Genomic DNA, 18,421 nt, shown 5'->3' on the forward strand with positions numbered 1-18,421 from the left:
GATGGCGCTCGGGAGGTTGCGCATGAGCGAGATGACTTCGATCGATGACGTGCAGGAGATGCTGGCCGGGCAGAACTATATCTGTGGCCGGGCGCTGGCGACGGTGGTGTTCCTGGCTTTGAGGCTGGGGCGGCCGCTGTTCCTGGAGGGTGAGGCCGGGGTCGGCAAAACCGAGATCGCCAAGGCAATTGCGTCCGGGTTGGGGCGACGGCTGATCCGGCTGCAGTGCTACGAGGGGCTCGATGCCGCTAGCGCGGTTTACGAATGGAATTTCGCCGAGCAGATGATCGCGATCCGCACCGCGGAAGCTGCCGGCGGCGCCGATGCCGATATGCTGAAGACCGAGCTCTTCACCGAGGATTACCTGATCGAACGGCCGTTGTTGCAGGCGATGCGACCGCAGGTGGACGGGGCGCCGGTGCTGCTGATCGACGAGCTTGACCGCACCGACGAACCGTTCGAGGCGTTCCTGCTGGAGGCGCTCAGCGATTTCCAGGTGACGATCCCCGAACTGGGCACCGTCAAGGCGCCCGAGCCGCCGATCGTGATCCTGACCTCGAACCGGACCCGCGAGGTGCACGATGCCTTGAAGCGCCGTTGTCTCTATCACTGGGTCGACTATCCCAGCTTCGAGCGCGAGATCGAGATCCTGCATGCCCGCGCGCCCGAGGCGGCGGACGATCTGAGCCAACAGGTCGTGGCTTTTGTTCAGCGCCTGCGCAGCGAAGATCTGTTCAAGAAGCCCGGCGTCGCCGAAACCATTGACTGGGCGAAATGCCTGCTGGCCTTGGACGTGATCGACCTGAGTCCCGAGGTGATCGCCGACACGCTGGGCGCGATCCTGAAATACCAGGACGACATCGCCAAGCTTCAGGGCTCGGAGGCCAAGCGCATCCTCGACGACGTAAAGGCCTCGCTGGAACCGGCATGATCCTTCATCTTGCCCCAAATACTCCGGGGGTGTGGGGGCAGAGCCCCCACGCAGGGTGACGCATGGTCGAGTTTCCCGCGCTCGAGCTGCCGGAAAATCCAAAGCTCACCCACAACATCACCCATTTTGCCCGGGCGCTGAGAAAGGCGGGCTTGCCGATCGGGCCGGGGCGGGTGATCGACGCGATCCGCGCGGTCGAGGCGGCGGGGTTCACCGAGAAGGCCGATTTCTACTGGGTTCTGCACGCCTGTTTCGTGAACCGTCCCGAACACCGGAAAATCTTCGCCCAGGTCTTCCGGCTCTACTGGCGCGATCCGCGCTACATGGAGCACATGATGTCGATGATGCTGCCCGCGATCCGCGGCGTGCAGGAAGAGCGCCGGGCCGAGGCCGGCGAGAAGCGGGCGGCCGAGGCGCTTCTGGAGGGGGTCGAGCGTGACGCGCCGGATCTGCCGGAACAATCGGGCGAGGAGGTCAAGATCGACATCGATGCGTCGCAGACGATGTCGGGCGAGGAGCGCCTGCGCAGCCTCGATTTCGAGCAGATGAGCACCGCGGAGATCGCCCAGGCGAAGCGCATGCTGGCGAAGCTGACCCTGCCGGTCCGGCCGATCCCATCGCGCCGGACCAAGGCCTCGCATCTGGGCCACCGGCTCGACTGGCGGCGGACGCTGCGCGCGGCGATGAGACAGGGCGGCGAGATCCGCGGGCTTGAGCTGAAGGCGCCGCGGCTGCGCTGGCCCAACCTGGTGGTGCTGTGCGACATTTCCGGCTCGATGAGCCAGTATTCCCGCATGGTGCTGCATTTCCTGCACGCGGTGGCCAACCACAAGGGCGCGGGCTGGGCCAAGGTGCATGCCTTTACCTTCGGCACCCGGCTCACCAACATCACCCGCCATCTGGCAACCCGCGATGTCGACCAGGCACTGGCCGCCGCCGGGGCCGAGGCGCAGGACTGGGAAGGCGGCACGCGGATCGGAGAATGCCTGCACGCCTTCAACCGCGACTGGTCGCGCCGGGTGATGGGGCAGGGGGCGGTTGTGCTTCTGATCACCGACGGGCTTGACCGGGACGAGGTGAACCTGCTGGAGCGCGAGATGGAACGGTTGCATCTGAGCGCGCGGCGCCTGATCTGGATCAATCCGCTGCTCAGGTGGGACGGGTTTGCGCCCAGAGCCCGTGGCATCGCGGCGATGCTGCCGCATGTCGACAGTTTCCGCGCCGGCCATTCGATCGGGTCGTTGGAGGACCTTGCCGCGGCGATCTCGCGCCGCGATGATGCCGGCGAGAAGCTGCGCCTGATGGAACTGCTGCGGACCGGTTGAGCGGAGCCGCGACCTTCGTGCGGTCCGGACGGTGCCGCCGGTGGTCCGTTGGCATTGAATTGACCTTCAATTCTCACCGGTTAGCCTGATCTGGCGTGACGGTTCTGCCAAAGTCGGGGGAGACAAGCCGGGCAGGCCGCGCCATACTGCGCAGGCGAGGGGAGAGCTGTGATGGACCGTTTCGACAACATGCCCGAAATCGCGCTGGACTGGCATGGCGCGGGCCGCAAGGTGGCGCTGGCCACGGTAGTGCAGACCTGGGGCAGCGCGCCGCGCCGGGTGGGCAGCCAACTGGTGATCTCGGGTGATGGCGCGATCGAGGGATCGGTTTCGGGCGGCTGCGTCGAGGGCGACGTGGTGCTCGAAGCGCTGGAGGCGATCGAGGACGGCAAACCGCGGATGTTGGAATACGGCGTCAGCGATGGGGATGCCTTCGCCGTTGGCCTCGCCTGCGGCGGCACGATCCGGGTGATGGTCGAGCCGATCGGGCCGGTTCTGCCGCTGGACTTGCTGCAAGAGCTGGTGGCGGCACGAGCGGCCCGCGAGAAAGTGGCGGTGGTCTCGCCCCCGGGTGATGGACCGCGGCGGCTGGTACGCGCCGGCTTCGACGACCGCTTCCGCATGGACCGGTCGGGTTTCGAGGAGGATGGCAGCTTCGTTACCGTTCACAACCCGCCGCTGCGGATGCTCATCGTGGGCGCCGTGCATATCGCCCAGGCCCTGGTGCCGATGGCGCGGCTGGCGGGGTTCGACCCGCTGCTGGTCGAGCCGCGGCCGGCGTTTGGCTCGCCCGAACGGTTTCCCGGCGAGACGATCCTGGACGACTGGCCGGATGAGGGTGTGCGGGCGCTGGGGCTCGATGCTCGCACGGCGCTGGTGCTGCTTACGCATGACCCCAAGCTCGACGACCCGGCGCTGATGGAGGCGCTGAGGTCGGAGGTGTTCTATGTCGGGGCGCTGGGGTCGACCCGGACGCATGCGAAACGTGTCGATCGGTTGACGGCGGCGGGCTTCTCGGAGGCGGAGATCGCCAAGATCCATGGACCCGTGGGCCTTGACATCGGGGCGGCGAGTCCGGCGGAGATCGCGCTGTCGATTCTGGCGGAAGCGGTGAAAGTGTTGAGGAAGGGATGAAGTTCGGACCGGTTGCCACGCACGCGGCCGAGGGGGCCATCCTGGCGCATTCCGTCGAGGCCGGCGGAAAGAAGCTGCGCAAGGGATTGGTGCTGGAGGCGGCACATGTCCAGGCCCTGAGACGGGCCGGGATCGCTGAGGTCATCGTGGCGCGGCTCGAGGCCGACGACGAGCACGAGGACGTGGCCGCCCAGACCGTGGCCAAAGCCCTGGTCGCCGGCGCCGGGGCCGGGCTGCGGCTGACGCGGGCCTTCACCGGGCGGGTGAACGTGATCGCCGAGGGGCCCGGCGTGGTTCAGATCGACGAAACGAAAATCCACGAGGTCAACCGGGTCAACCCGATGATCACCGTGGCAACGGTGCCGTCCTACCAGCAGATGGAAGCCGGTGGCATGGTGGCGACGGTCAAGATCATCTCCTATGGTGTGCCGGGGGCGGATGTCGGCAAGGCCGTGGGCCGCGCCCGCGGTGCTTTGCGCCTGCAGGCGCCCGAGATCACCGACGCCACGCTGATCATCACGGAAATTCCCGGCGGGCCGGGGGACAAGGGCCGTGAGGCGATCGAGACACGGCTGAAACGTCTCGGCGTGGCGCTGGCCGAGGTGGTCACCGTGCCGCACGAGACGGCAGCGCTGGCCGCCGCCCTTGAGCAGGCGCGCGGCGCGCTGATCCTCATTCTGACCGGTTCGGCCACCTCGGACCCGCATGACGTGGCCCCCGAGGCGGTGCGGATGGCGGGCGGCAAGGTGCGTCGTTTCGGCATGCCGGTCGATCCCGGCAACCTGCTGTTCACCGGCAAGCACCGGAAACGCCCGGTAATCGGCCTGCCCGGTTGTGCCCGCTCGCCCGCTTTGAACGGGGCCGACTGGGTATTGTCGCGTATGGTCTGCGGGGTGGATGTGACGGGCAAGGACATCGCGGCGATGGGCGTGGGCGGGTTGTTGAAAGAAATCCCGACCCGACCGATGCCGCGGTCGGGGCGCAAGGCAAAGAGCTGAGCGGCGCCGGCTTAGGCTGGCTTGCGGGCGATGAAGTCGATATAGGCGGCGATACCCTTTCCGGATTGGGCCTCGCGTTCGTATTCCGACACCTCCAAAATTTCCCAGCCGGGGAAGCTCTCGCGCAGGGTTTTTTCGGTATACATGTTGGCGACATGCGGCGGGCCGCCAGTGCCGTGCACGACCTGTTCGGGGGTATAGCCGTGCAGCATGACGATACCGCCCGGCTTCGTGACCTTTTGCATCTTGGCAAACAGCTTGTTGCGGTCGACCGGGCCGACGAACTGAATGAAAAGGCCGGCGACGATGTCGTATTCACCCGGGAACTCCTGGGCCATCACGTCGAACTGGCGGAAATCCACGGTGACGCCGCGGTCCGTCGCCAGGGCCCGGGCCTTACGCAGGGCCGAAGGAGCGAATTCCAGCGCCGTCACCTGCAGGCCTTTTTCGGCCAAGTAGACCGAGTTGCGGCCTTCACCGTCAGCGACCGACAGGACGGTCAGCCCCGGTTTGAGCCAAGCCTCGTGGTCGACCAAGAACCGGGCCGGTTCTTTACCGAAGACATAATCCGATGTTGCGGCGAAACGTTCTTCCCACATGGGCCTGTCTCTCTCGTCTGAAAAGAAAACGCCCCACCGGGGACGAGGCGCGGCAATCGGCAGCAGCGGTTACCTGGGCGCGATCATCATGATCATCTGGCGCCCTTCCATCTTCGGCATGTTCTCGACCTTGCCGATTTCGGCGATGTCCTCGGCGACCCGCTCAAGCAGTTCGCGTCCAAGGTTCTGGTGCGCCATCTCGCGGCCGCGAAAGCGCAACGTGACCTTTACCTTGTCGCCGTTGTTCAGAAACTTGACTACGTTGCGCATTTTCACGTCGTAATCGTGCGTGTCGGTGTTGGGGCGGAATTTCACCTCCTTCACCTCAATGGTCTTCTGTTTCTTGCGGGCTTCGGATTCACGTTTCTGCTGTTCGTACTTAAACTTGCCGAAATCCATGATTTTGCAGACCGGCGGAGTGGCATTGGGCGAGATTTCCACCAGGTCAAGGCCGGCCTCTTCCGCCAAGTCGAGCGCGCGTTCAGGGGTCACAACCCCATGGTTTTCGCCTTCGGCGCCGATCAGGCGGATTTCCGTGGCGCGGATCTTGTCATTGACGCGAGGGCCGGTGTCGCGCGTGGGCGGCGCGTTGTGAGGTCTGCGGGCTATGGTTTTGTTCCTTCAGTTGTGGATCAGGCTTTCAGAGCCATCAGGGTATCGCCGCGCGGGGGGCGATTCAAGCGGCAATAATTCGCCGGTTGTGAGCCGGGGGCGGCGTGTTTTCCCCTTGCCGTTGCGCTATGATGGGCGGCATCTGCCGGATGTAGAACGGCTCGCGCGAGCGAGGACGACAAGACCGAAAGGAATAAACCATGAAAAACCTGTTGTGGGTGGTTGTGATCGCGATTTTGCTGGGTGTGGGCTATTATGTATATAAGGGTCAGTCCGTCACAGAAGCTGTTGATTCCGCTACCGAAACCGTATCCGAGACAAGCGAAACGGCCGGCGACGCCGTGTCTGACGCCGCCAGCGAGGCTGCGCAGGCCGCCAGCGACGCGGCGCAGAGCGCAGTCGATACCGCAACGCAAGCCGCCGAAAGCGCCGCCGATGCGGCAGGGCAGGCGGTGGAAAGCGCCACCGAAGCGGCCAGCGACGCGGCCCAGGCCGTGAGTGAAACTGCCAGCGAGGCTGCCACCGCAGCCACCGAGGCGGCCAGCGGTGCCGTCGAAAGCGCGACCGAGGCCGCGGGCGCGGCTGTGGATGCGGCGACCGAAGCAGCCGAATCGGCTGCTGAGACGGCTGGCGACGCCGCCAGCGATGCCGCGAGCACGGCGACGGAGGCGGCGACTGACGCGGTCGATACCGCAACCGGGGCAGCGACCGAGAGTGCAGCACCTGCAGCCGATGCGGTCGAAGAGTCCACCGCCGCGGCCACGGAAGCCGCGACCGAACCGGCGCCGGAAGCGGCAACCGAGCCCGCCAGCGAGGGGATCATGCAGTATCTAACGCCGGAGACGTTCGACGCGTCGAAGGTCACCGAAATGATTGAGGCCTCGGACAAGATCTCGGCGCCAATCAAGGTGATCATCAAGGCCGGGATCGAGAAGGCGACGGAAGATCCGTCGCGGATTCCGCAGCTGATCGACCAAATCAAGGGCTATCTCAAACTCTGAGCTCGACTCCGAAAAAGCGAAACCGCCGCTGGGATACCCTGCGGCGGTTTCTTTTTGCGAATCTTGCCCGCGGTTCAGTCGAGAAAGGCTTTTTCGACCACGTATTGTTTGGGATCGGAATTGGCGCCTTCCTCGAGCCCCATTTCTTCCAGCATCTCTTTCAGTTCGAGATTGAAGGCAAGATTGCCGCAGATCATTGCGCGGTCGTTTTCAGGGCAAATCGGCTCGACGCCCAAGTCCTTGTAGGCCTCACCAGAACGCAGCAGATCGGTGATCCGACCCATTTTGGGGCTCTCCTCCCGCGTGGTGGTGGGGTAGTATTTGAGCTTCTTGAGGTTTTCTTCGCCGAGGAATTCGGCCAGCATCTCGTCGCTGCGGATCTGGTCGATCAACTCCTTGCCGTATTGCAGTTCGCCAACTTCGCGGCAGGTGTGGGTGATGATAACCTCGTCGTAATCTTCGTAGGTCTGCGGGTCGCGCAGCAGCGACGCGAAGGGGGCAATCCCGGTGCCGGTGGCGAAAAACCAGATGCGTTTGCCGGGCAGCAGTGCGTCATGCACCAGTGTGCCTACGGGTTTCGGGCGCAGGATCACCTCGTCGCCGGGCTGGATATGCTGCAGTTTCGAGGTGAGCGGCCCGTCTTGCACCTTGATCGAGTAGAATTCGAGTTCCTCGTCCCAGGACGGCGAGGCAATCGAGTAGGCCCGCAAGAGCGGCTTGCCGTTGTCGCCCATCAACCCGATCATCACGAACTCGCCCGATCGGAAGCGCAGCGAAGCCGGGCGCGTTACACGAAAGGAAAACAGCCGGTCGGTCCAGTGCTTGACCGACAGCACGGTCTGGGCGTCGGGCATGGCGGGGGCTTTGGGCGCCTTGGGCGCGTTTGTCTCGGTCACGTGTGTCGACTCGTTCATAATTGTTCGTGGGCAAACGAAACTGCCCCTCCTTAACAGATCGGAGGGGGTTTAGAAGGTATATCTTTAGTGTGTCTTTGATCTGGCTCAAATGGTGGCGGCGGACCACACAACCGTCGCGCCGACCTGTCAGGGCCGGCGCGACGCTTTTCCGAAGGTAGGGGGGTTACTCGGCGGCGAGGTCGGAGGCCAGAACCGGCACCGGGCCGTTTTCGGTGATCTCGATCGGGGTCAGGCGCGGCGCATCGACCAGGCGGGTTTGTTTCGAGGCAACGAACAGACGGAAATCGGCGTGCTTGTCATCGTCGATGAACTCGGCATGCAGGATCTCGGGGCTCCATTCGTCGCAGCCGGTGAGATAGACGCGATTGCCGCTGGAGCGGGCGGTGGCGGTGACAACCTTGGGCGAAATGTCAGTGGACATGGGAATGTTCCTTCGATTGGATTTGCGCTTGGTGTCAATTTAGGAAATAGTTCCGGTTATGCGCCAGAGGTCTAGAGTAATAAGAACATACGTTCTGCGAAGCCCGGGTTTTCGTGGGTTTGTTCGCCAAAATGGAAGGATGTGACGATGCCGGTTCGGCTAGATGATCTAGACCGGAAGATTCTTTCGGAGCTGCAACGCGATGCGGGACAGTCGCTGGACGAAATCGCGAAAAAAGTGAGCTCTTCAAAGACACCGGTGTGGAACCGGGTGAAGAAGATGCGCGAGGCTGGTGTGATCCGGCAACAGACGGTGTTGCTCGATGCCGAGGCGTTGGGGTTCGAGGCCTGTTTCTTCGTTCTGATCCGCACCAGCGAACACGAGGCGGAGTGGCAGGCGCGGTTTCTGAAAGCGTTGCAGGACCGGCCCGAGGTGCAGGAGGCGCATCGGCTGGCCGGCGATATCGACTATATCCTGAAGGTGCGGGTGAAAAACGCACGCGCCTACGATTCCTTTTATCAGGCGCTGATTTCCGAGGTGAAGGTGCATAACGTGACGGCGCTTCTCAGCATGGAGGAGATCAAGGCGAGCGTGGCGCTGCCGCTGTGACCAGGCCAGGGGTTGGCGAAGTCGCTGTTCGCGCGCGGGTCGGCTTTCTGAAGCTCTGCTTCGGGTCGTCGCGGTTCTGGTCCCGGTCGAATCCGTGCGGTTCTAGCCGCGCCTGACCATCAGCCGGGTGAGACCGCGGAAGTGGTAGGTGTCGGCATAGCGCGGCGGTTCTGCCAGCCGCAGTCCGGGACAGCGTTGAAACAGGGTCGCAAGCGCAATGCGTATCTCGAGCCGCGCCAGGGGCGCGCCGATGCAGAAATGGATACCGCCGCCAAAGCTGTGGTTGGTGACGATGGGGCGCGCCGGATCGAAGCGATCGGGATCGGGCCATTGCGCGGGGTCGCGATTGGCGCCTGCAAGCAGCAGGCCGACCTGGTCGCCGCGGGCAAACCGGTGGCCGAAGACGGTGGCGTCTTCATAGACGTGGCGGGTGAACAAATGCAGCGGCGGGTCGAAGCGCAGGGTTTCTTCGACCGTTGCCTCGGTGATGGGCGGTTTGCCGTGGTCGAGCAGGGTCTTCACTGCATTGCCGAGACTGTGCACCGTCGCCTCGTGCCCGGCGTTGAGCAGTAAAATGCAAGTGGTGATCAGTTCGTCGGTGGTCAGGTGGACGCCGTCTTCTTCCGCGGTGATCAGCTGTGTGATCAGATCGTCGCGCGGGTCGCGGCGGCGGCGGTCGATGTATCGGCGCATGAACGCGGCGAAATCCGTGGCTGCGCCGGCAGCGGCCTCTTCCATCGCGCGAGTGCGGCGGGCCTGGTACATGCCGACAATGGCGTGTGACCAGGCGAGCAACTGCGCCGCCATCTCTTCGGGCACGCCGAGCAGACGGCAGATGATGCGGATGGGAATTGGTGTCGCGAAACCCGACAACAGGTCGAAAGGTTCCTCCGGGAAGGTGTCGATCAACGCATGCGCCAGGGCCTTGATCTCGGGCGCGAGTACGGCGATGCGAGCCGAGGTGAAAGTGCGGGTCAGCAACCGACGGATGCGGCTGTGGCGCGGCGGTTCGAGCTCGAGCAGGGAATGGGCTTCGAGTGCGTAGAACGGGGCGAGGTGCGGCGGGATCTCGGGGGCCAACTCGGCCGGGCATTCGCGGCCCAAGCGTCGGTCGCGCAGAAGTGCGTGCACGGCGGCGTGCGAGGTCGCACAGACGAGGCCGTAGTCAACCCAGTAGACCAGTTCGCCGGCGGCGCGGGCGCGAGCATAGAACGGGTAGGGGTTCTGGACGAACCCGGGATCGCTGGGTGACTGGCGGAGCTGCTGCATGGCGTCATTTGCGGCAAGGCGTCTGGTCTTTGCAAGCGGGGCGCGGTTAAATCGGCGCTATGGAACACGGGGTCATCAGACGTGGCTGGCTGGTGCTGGGCTTTCTCGCCGCGGTGGCGGCGATGTCCGCGGGCATTTTCACCTATGGCTATGGCCAGGCGCTGGACCGGCTGGCGCAGCAAGGGATGGCCGACCTGTCCTTGGCGACCGACCGGCTGACCGGGCAGCTGCAGCGCTATCAGGAGATGGCGGTGCTGCTGGCGCCGCACCCGACGCTGGATGCCGGCGACCGTGACGCGGCGAATGCACTGCTGCTGGCGGCTTCGGACAAGACGGCGGCACTGAACCTTATCCACGTCGATCGGACCGGGCGGGTGCTGGCCCGGGCGACAGCTGCGGGGGCGCAGAGCGTGGCGCAAGGCCCGTGGGTGGAACGGGCGATGCACGGGGCCTTGGGATCGGGCCACGGTTTCTTTGGTGATGATGCGCGACGGGCCTATGTCTATGCGGCGCCGAGATTCGCAGCCGACGGAGGGGTGACGGGGGCGCTGGTGGTGGCGGTTGATCTTGCAGCACTTGAGGATGACTGGCGCGGATCGCGCCCGGCGGTGTTTTTCGTGGACCAGGCCGGGGTGGTCTTCATCTCCAACCGATCCGAACTGCTGTTCTGGCGGCGTGACGGCGAGGGGCTGCGCCCGCAAGATGGCGCGGAGCCGAGCTTTGCCGTGACTTTGAGGTCCGGGCAGGAAATCTGGGCGCTGGATTGGGGGCCGTACATTCCACGCCGCGCGCTGCATCTGAAGCGGGACTTGCCGGTGATCGGAATGCGGGCAGAAGCGCTGGTGGATACCCTGCCGGCGCTGCGGTTGGCCGGGTTGCAGGCCGCGGTTTTCGCGGCTCTTTGGCTGGTGTTCGGTGCGTTTCTCTACCTGGCGATGGAGCGGCGGCGGGCGTTGACGCTGGCCAACCGTCTGCTCGAGGCGCGGGTCGATGCCCGCACCAAAGAACTCAAACGCGCCCAAGCTGACCTGGTGCAGGCTGGCAAGCTGAGCGCGCTTGGGCAGATGAGCGCCGGGATCAGTCACGAGCTCAACCAGCCACTGATGGCAATCCGGCAGTTCGCCGAAAACGGCGCGGCCTTTCTCGACCGCAATTGTCCCGAAAGGGCGCAGGAGAACCTGGGCCGGATTTCGGACATGGCGGCGCGCGCGGCCCGTATCATCCGCAACCTGCGCGCCTTTGCCCGCAACGAAAGCGAACCGATGGGGCGGGTCGATCTTGGTCAGGTGATCGACACGGCGGTGGAACTGACCGAGGCCAGGCTGCGCAAGGATGAGGTCGCGCTGGACTGGGTGCGCCCGGCCGGGCCGGTTTTCGCCCTGGGCGGCGAGGTGCGGCTGGCTCAGGTCTTCGTCAACCTGATCAACAACGCCGCCGACGCCATGGCTGGGCAGGAGGGCTCGCGGCGCATTCGCATCGGAATCGAGGAAGGTCCGCAGCTTGCGGTGACGGTGCGAGATACCGGTCCTGGCATTTCCGACCCGGACCGGATCTTCGAGCCGTTCTATTCCACCAAGGAGGTGGGCAGCGAAGAAGGAATGGGCCTGGGGCTGTCGATTTCCTATGGTCTGGTGCAGAGTTTCGGCGGTAACATCCGTGGCGAGAACTGCGCTCCGCGCGGTGCCGCCTTCACCGTCGAGCTGGAGCGATGGCAGGACGAGGAGGCGGCAGCATGACGCGCAAGGTGCTTCTGGTGGACGATGACGCGGCGGTGCGCGAGGCGCTGGGTCAGACGCTGGAACTGCACGACCTGGAGCCGGTTATCGCGGGATCTTTCGTGGTGGCGAAGGACCACATTTCGCCGGCCTTCGACGGGGTGATCCTGTCGGATATCCGCATGCCGGGACGTGACGGGTTTCACCTGCTCGACCATACACGCACGGTGGACCCGGAACTCCCGGTGATATTGCTGACCGGCGAGGGCGATATCCCGATGGCGGTGAAGGCGATGGGGCAGGGGGCGTTCGCCTTTCTGGAAAAGCCCTGCGCGCCGGCCGACCTTGTCGGAGCGCTTCAGCGGGCATTGAAGACCCGGGCGCTGGTACTGGAAAACCGCCGTCTCAAGGTGCAGCTCGAGGCGGGCGACCCGGCCTCGCGGATGTTGTTCGGCACCTCGACACTTGCCGAGGATCTACGCCACCGGGTCCGTGCAGCCGCCGCAACCCAGGCCGAGGTTTTGGTGACGGGGGCGCCTGGGTCGGGGGTGTCGAAGGTCGCCGAGGTGATCCACCTGATGTCGAAGGCCGGGCAGGGCCCGTTCGTCAAGCGCCCTGCGGCGGGGTTGAAGCCTGGCGATCTGGAAATGCTCTGCCGCGAAGCCGCGGGGGGCTCGCTTTTTCTCGAGGAAATCGGAGCTCTGCCCGAACGCACGCAATATGCCGCGCTGGAGCGGATCGAGCAGGGGGCCGGGGCGCGGGTGATCGCGGGCACGACGGCGGACCTGGATGCAAAGGTCGAGGACGGCGCGTTCAGCGCCGATCTGTTCTACCGGCTCGACGTGATGCGGGTGCGGATCCCGTCGCTGAAGGAACGGCCTGAGGACATTCCGGTGCTGTTCCGGCACTACGCGGCGCAGGCGGCCGAGCAGGCCGGGCTGACGCCGCCGGAGATCTTGCCCGAGCATCTGGCTGAGCTGATGGCGCGGGACTGGCCCGGCAATGCCCGTTCGCTGATGAGCGCCGCGATGCGCTTTGTTCTGGGTACGGCCGACGAGGTCGGCGGCGACGCCGGAGCGGGGCTGGCCGAGCAACTGGCGCGGGTGGAGCGCTCGCTGCTGGCGGCCGCGCTCGGGCGGCACAAGGGCCGCGCCAGTGCCGCCGCAGAGGCGCTCAAACTGCCGCGCAAGACTCTCTATGACAAGTTGGCCCGGCACGGGCTGAAGCCCGAAGATTTCCGCTGATCGGGTGAAGCTTGCTTCGGCCGGAAGTGCGGATTCGATACATAGCTAGGGTGTGCGGTTTTTCGCACAAGCGTGGATCGGGTCGTGCGGGGAATCACACAACGATCCGCCGGCGGGTTTGGTGAGCGCTGAAGAGCAGGTGATAAGCCATTGAAAGAAAAGAAAACCACCTCAAATCGCGCCGCCGTTTCTTGTGGGCTTGTCGATGCGCTGCGCCATGTCGACTATGACGAAATCTGCTCGATTTCCGGGCGTGTGTGATCAATTCCAGGGAGGAAATGACATGAAATTCCTGACCACTGCCGCAACCGTGCTGGCTCTGACCGTGACCGCAGGCGCCGCCGCTGCCGCCTGTGACGATGGCGAGATCGTCATCAAATTCAGCCACGTAACCAACACCGACAAACATCCGAAGGGCATCGCCGCGACGCTGCTGCAGCAGCGCGTGAACGAGGAGATGAACGGTAAGGCTTGTATGGAGGTTTTCCCCAACTCGACGCTCTACAACGATGACCAGGTGCTGGAAGCGATGCTGCAGGGCGACGTTCAACTGGCCGCGCCGAGCCTGTCGAAATTCGAGAAGTTCACCAAGCAGTTCCGGATCTTCGACCTGCCCTTCATGTTCAAGAACATCTCCGCCGTGGACGCCTTCCAGACATCGGAAACCGGCCAGGCGATGAAGGCGTCGATGACCCGTCGCGGCCTGCTCGGGTTGGAATTCTGGCACAATGGCATGAAACAGTTCTCCGCCAACAAACCGCTGGAGACGCCGGGGGACGCCGCCGGGCTGAAATTCAGGGTGCAACCGTCGGACGTGCTGGTGGCGCAGATGCGCGCACTGGGCGCGAGCCCGCAGCCGATGGCGTTCTCGGAGGTCTACGGCGCGCTGCAGACCGGCGTTGTCGACGGGCAGGAGAACACCTGGTCGAATATCTATGGCCAGAAATTCTTCGAGGTGCAGGACGGTATCACCGAGACCAACCACGGCATCATCGACTACCTCGTGGTGACCAGCATCGACTGGTGGGACAGCCTGCCGGCGGATGTGCGTGACCAGTTGGGCACCATCCTGCGCGAGGTGACCGAGGCGCGCAACGCCGAGTCGACCAAGGTGAACGAGGATGCCAAGCAGGCGATCATCGCCGCCGGCGGTGTTGTGCGTCAATTGACACCGGAGCAGCGCCAGGACTGGGTTGACGCGATGAAGCCGGTCTGGAGCGAGTTCGAGGGCGACGTGGGCACCGACAACATTGCCGCCGCGCAGAAGATCAACGAAATGAACTGAGCCCCAGGGGGCAAACACGATGGCTTCGGCCCGGCGCCTGCGGGCGGCCGGGCCGCGCCCAAAAACAGCCGCACCGGTCCGTGAGGGGCCGCAGACGGACGCTGTCGCAGAAAAACAGGGGGAGTGAGCCATGTCCGGTCCAGTGCGTCCGAGCCCGCCGCGCAGCCGTTTTGGCCGTGTCATAGACACGCTCGAAGAAAACATCATCGCGCTTCTGCTCGGGCTCATGGCGCTGTTGACCTTCGCCAACGTGGTCGTGCGCTATGTCTTCAACTCTCGTGTCGGGGACTGGATCGAGCAGGGCACCGGATTGAGCCTGCCGACCGAGATCCTGTGGGGGCTCGAAGTGACGCTTGTGCTGTTCGCCTGGTTGGTGCTGTTCGGGATTTCCTACGGGGTCAAGATCTCGGCGCATCTCGGGGTCGATGCGATCCTGAACATGGTCTCGCAGGGCACACGGCGGAAAATGGTGATCCTGTCGGCGGCGGCTTGCCTGATCTATTCCCTTCTGCTGTTTAAAGGGGCCTGGGATTACTGGGCGCCGTTCGGCGGGTTCAACGCGACCGAGGGCCGGTGGTTTCCGACCGGGTTTGCCAATTCGCGCGATCAGGCGTGGTACGAGACCGAACAGATCCCGATGCTGAGTTGGCTGCGTTGGATGGAAGACGTGTTCAACGCGGGCGAAACTTACGAGAAGATTCCGCGTTTCATCCCCTACGTCATTCTTCCGATTGGCGCGGCGCTGCTGCTGTACCGGTTCGTCCAGGCCACGGCGGGGATTTTGCGCGGCACACGCGACTCACTGATCGTGAGCCACGAGGCTGAAGACGCGGTGGAAGAAGCCGCGGCGCAGCACAAAGAGGGCTGATCCATGGATATCGTCTTTCTCTTCGCGATGGTGATCGGCCTCTTGCTGATCGGGGTGCCGATTGCGGTTTCGCTCGGCCTCAGTTCGATGATCTTTCTGCTGGTGTTCTCAGAGACCTCGCTGGCGTCGATCGCGCAGTCGCTCTACCAGGCGATGGCAGGGCATTACACGCTTCTGGCCATTCCCTTTTTCATTCTCGCCTCGTCCTTCATGTCGACGGGCGGGGTGGCCCGGCGGATCATCCGCTTCTCGATCGCCTGCGTCGGTCATCTGCGCGGCGGGTTGGCGATTGCCGGCGTCTTTGCCTGCATGCTGTTCGCGGCGCTGTCGGGGTCTTCGCCGGCAACCGTGGTCGCGATCGGGACCATCGTTATCGCGGCGATGCGGCAGGCCGGCTATACCCGAGAGTTTGCCGCCGGCGTGATCTGCAACGCCGGCACGCTGGGCATTCTGATCCCGCCGTCCATCGTCATGGTGGTTTATGCCAGCGCCACCGACGTGTCGGTCGGGCGGATGTTCCTGGCGGGCGTGATTCCCGGACTCCTGGCCGGGATCATGCTGATGGTCACAATCTACATCATGGCCCGTATCCGCAACATGCCCAAGGGCGAATGGCTGGGCTGGGGCGAGATCGCGTCCTCTTTCGGCGACGCGTTCTGGGGGCTTATGCTGATCGTGATCATCATGGTGGGGATCTATGGCATTCCCGGTATCACCCCGGCAATCTTCACGCCGACGGAAGCGGCCGCGGTGGCGTCGGTCTATGCCTTCCTGATCGCGGTGTTCGTCTATCGCGACATGGGGCCGCTGGCCGCTCGGGACGGGGAAGAGCGCAAGAGCCTGCTGCAGAAGCCGCAGGCGCTGATCACCGCGTTCTGGCATCCCGACACGCGCAAGACGCTGCTGGAGGCGGCCAAGCTGACCATCATGCTGATGTTCATCATCGCCAACGCGCTGATCCTCAAGCACGTTTTGACCGACGAGCAGATTCCGCAGCAGATCGCGGGGGCGATGCTGGAGGCGGGCTTCGGCAAGATCATGTTCCTGATCGTGGTCAACGTGATCCTGCTCATTGGCGGGCAATTCATGGAGCCGTCGGGGCTGATCGTGATCGTAGCCCCGCTGGTGTTTCCGATCGCTATCGAGCTCGGGGTCGATCCGATCCATCTGGGCATCATCATGGTGGTGAACATGGAGATCGGGATGATCACGCCGCCGGTCGGGCTCAACCTGTTCGTGACGTCGGGCGTGGCGGGGATGCCGATGATGAATGTGGTCCGGGCGGCGCTGCCGTTCCTGGCGGTGCTGTTCGTGTTCCTGATCCTGGTAACCTACGTACCCTGGATATCGACCTTCCTGCCCACCACGCTGATGGGGCCGGAACTCGTGACCAACTAGCCACTTGGGCTAAAGCCAAATCGGACGAGCGGGCCTGCGGTCCCGCTTTTTTTCAGATAGCGACAAAATATCCTTTGGGATGCACGCAGCACGGACATATGCTGATCCGTGAATGGGAGGGATTTCATGGATGTCGCCGTACTGACCTTCGAGATGATCGTGGTTCTGGCCGTGCTGGGTCTGACCGTGTTGCTTTTCGTTACCGAGTTTTTCCGGATCGATTTTACCGCGATCCTGATCATGGTCCTGCTGGGCATTCTGAGCCAGTTTCCGAGCATGGAAAACCTGGCCGATCCGCAGCACCTGTTCGACGGTTTTGCCTCGAACGCGGTAATCTCGATCATTGCTGTGATGATCATCGGGGCGGGGCTCGACCGAACCGGGCTCATGAGCAAGGTGGCGGCGACCATCCTGAAATATGGCGGGCGGACCGAAAAGCGGATCATCCCGATCATTTCCGGCACGGTGGGTTTCATTTCCTCCTTCATGCAGAACGTCGGGGCAGCGGCGCTTTTCCTACCGGTGGTCTCGCGCATCTCGGTGCGCACCGGGTTGCCGCTCTCGCGGCTGCTGATGCCGATGGGGTTCTGCGCCATCTTGGGCGGGACCATGACGATGGTGGGCTCGTCGCCACTCATTCTTCTCAACGACCTGATCGTGACCGCGAACCAGAGCCTGCCGAAACACAACGAAATGCAGCCCTTCGGGCTGTTCTCGGTGACGCCGGTGGGGCTGGCGCTGGTGCTCTCGGGGATCCTCTATTTCGTGTTCTTCGGCCGCTGGGTGCTGCCGTCGCGGGTTCTGGGCGACGACCGGACCTCGGGCCAGGCAGTTGGCGAATATCTCAAGCAGACTTACGGCCTGAAATCCGACATCGTCGAGGTCCGTTTCCCGGCGGGCAACCTGCTGGAAGGCCAGACCTTTCGCGACATCATGCAGGCGCACAACCTCTATATCATCGGCTCGGCCCGCGACGGCCGCCGCTACATGACGCCGCCGGTGGACACCAAGATCGAGACGCCATGCCGGCTGGCGATTCTCGGTCGCCGCAAGGTGATCGAGGAGGTGGCGGGCTGGTATGGGCTCGATGTGCTCGACGATCTCGATGTCTTTGCCGAGGATTTCGCGCCGACGGTGGCCGGGGTTGGCGAGGTGGTCGTGCGCCCGACCAGTCCGGTGGTGGGCAAGACTCCGCTGGAAGTGGCGATGCGCCGGACCTATGGCATGAGCCTGCTGGCGGTGCACCGCGCGGGTCAGACCTACAGTCTGGTGGAAACCCAGGAGCATACCGCCGATGATATCCTGAACATCCCTTTGCAGGCGGGCGATACGCTCGCGGTCTTCACCACTTGGGAGGCCCTGGCGCGCTTGGCGCAGCGCCGCGATTTCGTGGTCGTGACCTCGGACTTCCCGCGCGAGGAGATGCGGCCCAAGAAAGTCGGCTGGGCGTTGGTGTTCTTTCTGATCGCGCTATCGCTCATCCTGTTCACAGATGTGCGGCTGTCGCTTGCGTTGCTGGTTGGCGCCGCCGGTATGATCGCCACACAGGTGTTGCGGATCGACGAAGCCTATGAGGCGGTGAGCTGGCAGACGGTGTTCCTGTTGGCGAGCCTCATTCCACTCGGCCAGGCGGTGCAGCATACCGGTACGGCGGCCTGGATCGCGCATCAGGTGGTGTCGCTGCTTGACGGCTGGCCGATCTGGTCGCTGCAGCTGGGCGTGGCGATTCTGGCGACGGTGTTCACGCTGGTGATGTCAAATGTGGGCGCGACGGTGCTGCTGGTACCGCTGGCGGTGTCGATCGCCGTGCAGGCCGGCGGCGATCCGGCGATCTTCGCCCTGACCGTGGCGATCTCGACCTCGAATTCGTTCCTGATCCCGACCCACCAGGTCAACGCGCTGATCATGGGACCGGCGGGGTACAAGGTGGCCGATTTCGTGCGCTCGGGCGGTATCATGACGGTGATCTTCCTGATCGTGTCGATGACGGTGATGAACTTGGTCTATTGAACTGGCGGCCTGCTGCGCAGGCAGGATCCGTTGCGTTCGGGCCACGCAGGCCTTGGGGGCTCTGCCCCCAAACTCCCGGGATATT

General features: G+C 64.1%; 17 protein-coding genes. 12 read left to right on the forward strand and 5 right to left on the reverse strand.

The window, feature by feature from the left end; all coding sequences use genetic code 11:
* Nucleotides 1-22: 22 nt before the first annotated feature.
* From NO357_RS00470 to NO357_RS00485, 4 genes are all read left to right on the forward strand, one after another.
* The gene (locus tag NO357_RS00470) at nucleotides 23-931 is read left to right on the forward strand and encodes an AAA family ATPase (RefSeq protein ID WP_306733647.1); all 909 of its coding nucleotides are present in this window, start codon (nucleotides 23-25) and stop codon (nucleotides 929-931) included.
* A gap of 62 nt (nucleotides 932-993) precedes the next feature.
* The gene (locus NO357_RS00475) at nucleotides 994-2,256 is read left to right on the forward strand and encodes a vWA domain-containing protein (RefSeq protein ID WP_306733648.1); all 1,263 of its coding nucleotides are present in this window, start codon (nucleotides 994-996) and stop codon (nucleotides 2,254-2,256) included.
* 171 nt (nucleotides 2,257-2,427) lie between these two features.
* Nucleotides 2,428-3,390: an XdhC family protein gene (locus NO357_RS00480; RefSeq protein ID WP_306733649.1), complete on the forward strand. Its 963-nt coding sequence runs from the start codon at nucleotides 2,428-2,430 to the stop codon at nucleotides 3,388-3,390.
* Nucleotides 3,387-4,388, forward strand: coding sequence for a molybdopterin-binding protein (locus NO357_RS00485; protein WP_306733650.1), 1,002 nt, complete (start codon nucleotides 3,387-3,389; stop codon nucleotides 4,386-4,388). Before NO357_RS00480 ends, NO357_RS00485 begins: the two co-directional genes overlap by 4 nt.
* A gap of 11 nt (nucleotides 4,389-4,399) precedes the next feature.
* On the opposite strand, the gene NO357_RS00490 is transcribed toward NO357_RS00485, so the two are convergent.
* Entirely contained in the window at nucleotides 4,400-4,987 is a 588-nt protein-coding gene (locus NO357_RS00490; RefSeq protein ID WP_306733651.1) for an SAM-dependent methyltransferase, read from the reverse strand.
* A gap of 69 nt (nucleotides 4,988-5,056) precedes the next feature.
* The gene (gene infC, locus NO357_RS00495; RefSeq protein ID WP_306734747.1) at nucleotides 5,057-5,596 is read right to left on the reverse strand and encodes a translation initiation factor IF-3; all 540 of its coding nucleotides are present in this window, start codon (nucleotides 5,594-5,596) and stop codon (nucleotides 5,057-5,059) included.
* 203 nt (nucleotides 5,597-5,799) lie between these two features.
* Here infC and NO357_RS00500 point away from each other — a divergent pair, with 203 nt between their 5' ends.
* Entirely contained in the window at nucleotides 5,800-6,600 is an 801-nt protein-coding gene (locus tag NO357_RS00500) for a translation initiation factor 3 (protein ID WP_306733652.1), read from the forward strand.
* 74 nt (nucleotides 6,601-6,674) lie between these two features.
* On the opposite strand, the gene NO357_RS00505 is transcribed toward NO357_RS00500, so the two are convergent.
* Nucleotides 6,675-7,514, reverse strand: a complete 840-nt coding sequence (locus NO357_RS00505) for a ferredoxin--NADP reductase (protein ID WP_306733653.1) — start codon at nucleotides 7,512-7,514, stop codon at nucleotides 6,675-6,677.
* Nucleotides 7,515-7,680: 166 nt separating this feature from the next.
* Nucleotides 7,681-7,938: a DUF2849 domain-containing protein gene (locus NO357_RS00510; protein WP_306733654.1), complete on the reverse strand. Its 258-nt coding sequence runs from the start codon at nucleotides 7,936-7,938 to the stop codon at nucleotides 7,681-7,683.
* A gap of 147 nt (nucleotides 7,939-8,085) precedes the next feature.
* Between NO357_RS00510 and NO357_RS00515 the strand changes: the two genes are divergently transcribed.
* Nucleotides 8,086-8,547 (forward strand): Lrp/AsnC family transcriptional regulator, encoded by a 462-nt coding sequence (locus tag NO357_RS00515; protein ID WP_306733655.1) that lies wholly within the window; start codon nucleotides 8,086-8,088, stop codon nucleotides 8,545-8,547.
* A gap of 102 nt (nucleotides 8,548-8,649) precedes the next feature.
* Here the strand turns inward: NO357_RS00515 and NO357_RS00520 are convergent, their stop codons facing one another.
* Nucleotides 8,650-9,816, reverse strand: a complete 1,167-nt coding sequence (locus tag NO357_RS00520; protein ID WP_306733656.1) for a cytochrome P450 — start codon at nucleotides 9,814-9,816, stop codon at nucleotides 8,650-8,652.
* A gap of 59 nt (nucleotides 9,817-9,875) precedes the next feature.
* Between NO357_RS00520 and NO357_RS00525 the strand changes: the two genes are divergently transcribed.
* The 6 genes from NO357_RS00525 (at nucleotide 9,876) to NO357_RS00550 (ending at nucleotide 18,336) form a co-directional block, all read left to right on the forward strand.
* Complete coding sequence (locus NO357_RS00525; RefSeq protein WP_306733657.1) at nucleotides 9,876-11,552, forward strand: sensor histidine kinase; 1,677 nt, start codon at nucleotides 9,876-9,878, stop codon at nucleotides 11,550-11,552.
* Entirely contained in the window at nucleotides 11,549-12,775 is a 1,227-nt protein-coding gene (locus tag NO357_RS00530; RefSeq protein WP_306733658.1) for a sigma-54-dependent transcriptional regulator, read from the forward strand. Before NO357_RS00525 ends, NO357_RS00530 begins: the two co-directional genes overlap by 4 nt.
* A 283-nt stretch (nucleotides 12,776-13,058) precedes the next feature.
* The gene (locus NO357_RS00535; protein ID WP_306733659.1) at nucleotides 13,059-14,060 is read left to right on the forward strand and encodes a TRAP transporter substrate-binding protein; all 1,002 of its coding nucleotides are present in this window, start codon (nucleotides 13,059-13,061) and stop codon (nucleotides 14,058-14,060) included.
* Between the two features lie 130 nt (nucleotides 14,061-14,190).
* Nucleotides 14,191-14,928 (forward strand): TRAP transporter small permease, encoded by a 738-nt coding sequence (locus NO357_RS00540; RefSeq protein WP_306733660.1) that lies wholly within the window; start codon nucleotides 14,191-14,193, stop codon nucleotides 14,926-14,928.
* A 3-nt stretch (nucleotides 14,929-14,931) separates the two neighbouring features.
* Nucleotides 14,932-16,326, forward strand: a complete 1,395-nt coding sequence (locus NO357_RS00545; RefSeq protein WP_306733661.1) for a TRAP transporter large permease — start codon at nucleotides 14,932-14,934, stop codon at nucleotides 16,324-16,326.
* A 126-nt stretch (nucleotides 16,327-16,452) separates the two neighbouring features.
* Complete coding sequence (locus NO357_RS00550; protein WP_306733662.1) at nucleotides 16,453-18,336, forward strand: SLC13 family permease; 1,884 nt, start codon at nucleotides 16,453-16,455, stop codon at nucleotides 18,334-18,336.
* The last annotated feature ends 85 nt before the right edge of the window (nucleotides 18,337-18,421 follow it).

This window comes from Marimonas arenosa (genome assembly GCF_030848945.1).
Lineage (GTDB): Bacteria > Pseudomonadota > Alphaproteobacteria > Rhodobacterales > Rhodobacteraceae > Marimonas > Marimonas arenosa.